Raw genomic sequence first — 1,192 nt, 5'->3', positions numbered from 1 at the left:
GTTGTTCCGGATAATTCACTGCTGAGGGAATTCGTAGGATACAAGGGACTGGGGAAATCTTTCCTGAATCATTAAGACGCTGGAGTTTGCATAAATCGAAGCAAACGGATATAATAGAAATTGTAATAATGAAAATTTTCGATATGTATGAAAGGGGTATATATATGGATATTACTGACGTTATTGTGATTGGTGCAGGCCCTGCAGGGCTGAACGCTGCTTTATACGCTTCCCGCAAGGAGCTCAGCGTAAAAATTATTTCAAATGATATTGGCGGACAGATGCTTCTGACCAGTGAAATTGAAAATTATCTCGGATTCGAATCCATTTCCGGTTTTGATCTGGCAGACAAGATGGAAGCACATGTAAGAAAATACCCGGTTGAATTTATCACCGCAGCCGTCATGAATCTTGAAAAGAATGAAGATGGAAATTTCGTCCTTCATCTGGATGATGGAAATACTGTCGTCGGGAAGGTCTGCATTATTACAGCCGGCAAGCACAGCCGCACGCTGGATATACCGGGAGAAGCCAAATTTACAGGCCGCGGCGTATCCTACTGCGCCACCTGTGATGCTCCATTCTACCGCAATAAGACCGTTGCCATTGTCGGCGGCGGAGACAGCGCTGTACAGGCAGCTGTAGAATTAGGACATCTTTGCCCGAAGGTATACCTTGTGGTCAGAAGCCGCATTAAAGCAGCTGAAATCATGGTCAAACGCATGGAAGAACTGCCTAATGTAGAAGCCCTTATCGGTTATGTTCCTGAAGAAGTCAAGGGTGACAAGAAGGTGAATGCCCTTGTCGTAAAACGCAAGAGTGATGGAGAAGAGCGTGAACTTGCCGTCGATGGTGTCTTTGTAGAAGCAGGCGGCATTCCGAATAATTCCTATCTTCCAGAAGACGTGAAGACTAACAGCATGGGAGAAATCATAACCAATAAGGACGGAGAGACAAACATTCCCGGCCTTTATGCAGCTGGTGATGTCACAGACTGCAAGAACAAGCAGATCATTATTGCTGTAGGAGAGGGGGCTGCCGCAGCATTAGCCGCTCACGACTACTTGCTGCGAAGCGGTAAATGAGGGTCACGAAGAAAATAAAGGCAGAGCAGCTGAGGCGTCTCAGCATTGCTTATGCGGGGGAAGGGACAATGCTTAAATACACAAGTCCTTTTACACTGCTCGTGGCA

1 protein-coding gene is annotated in these 1,192 nt (G+C 46.3%); it reads left to right on the top strand.

Annotated features, from left to right (window positions below):
- Nucleotides 1-164 precede the first annotated feature (164 nt).
- On the top strand, nucleotides 165-1,085 hold the full coding sequence (locus tag M3200_RS03060) for an NAD(P)/FAD-dependent oxidoreductase (protein WP_108849632.1): 921 nt from the start codon (nucleotides 165-167) through the stop codon (nucleotides 1,083-1,085).
- Nucleotides 1,086-1,192: the final 107 nt, after the last annotated feature.

The organism is Dialister sp. CAG:357, from assembly GCF_000435155.1.
Taxonomy (GTDB): Bacteria; Bacillota; Negativicutes; order Veillonellales; family Dialisteraceae; genus Dialister; species Dialister hominis.
The sequence above is the reverse complement of the archived record's forward strand: the minus strand, read 5'-3'. Positions and strand labels throughout refer to the sequence as shown.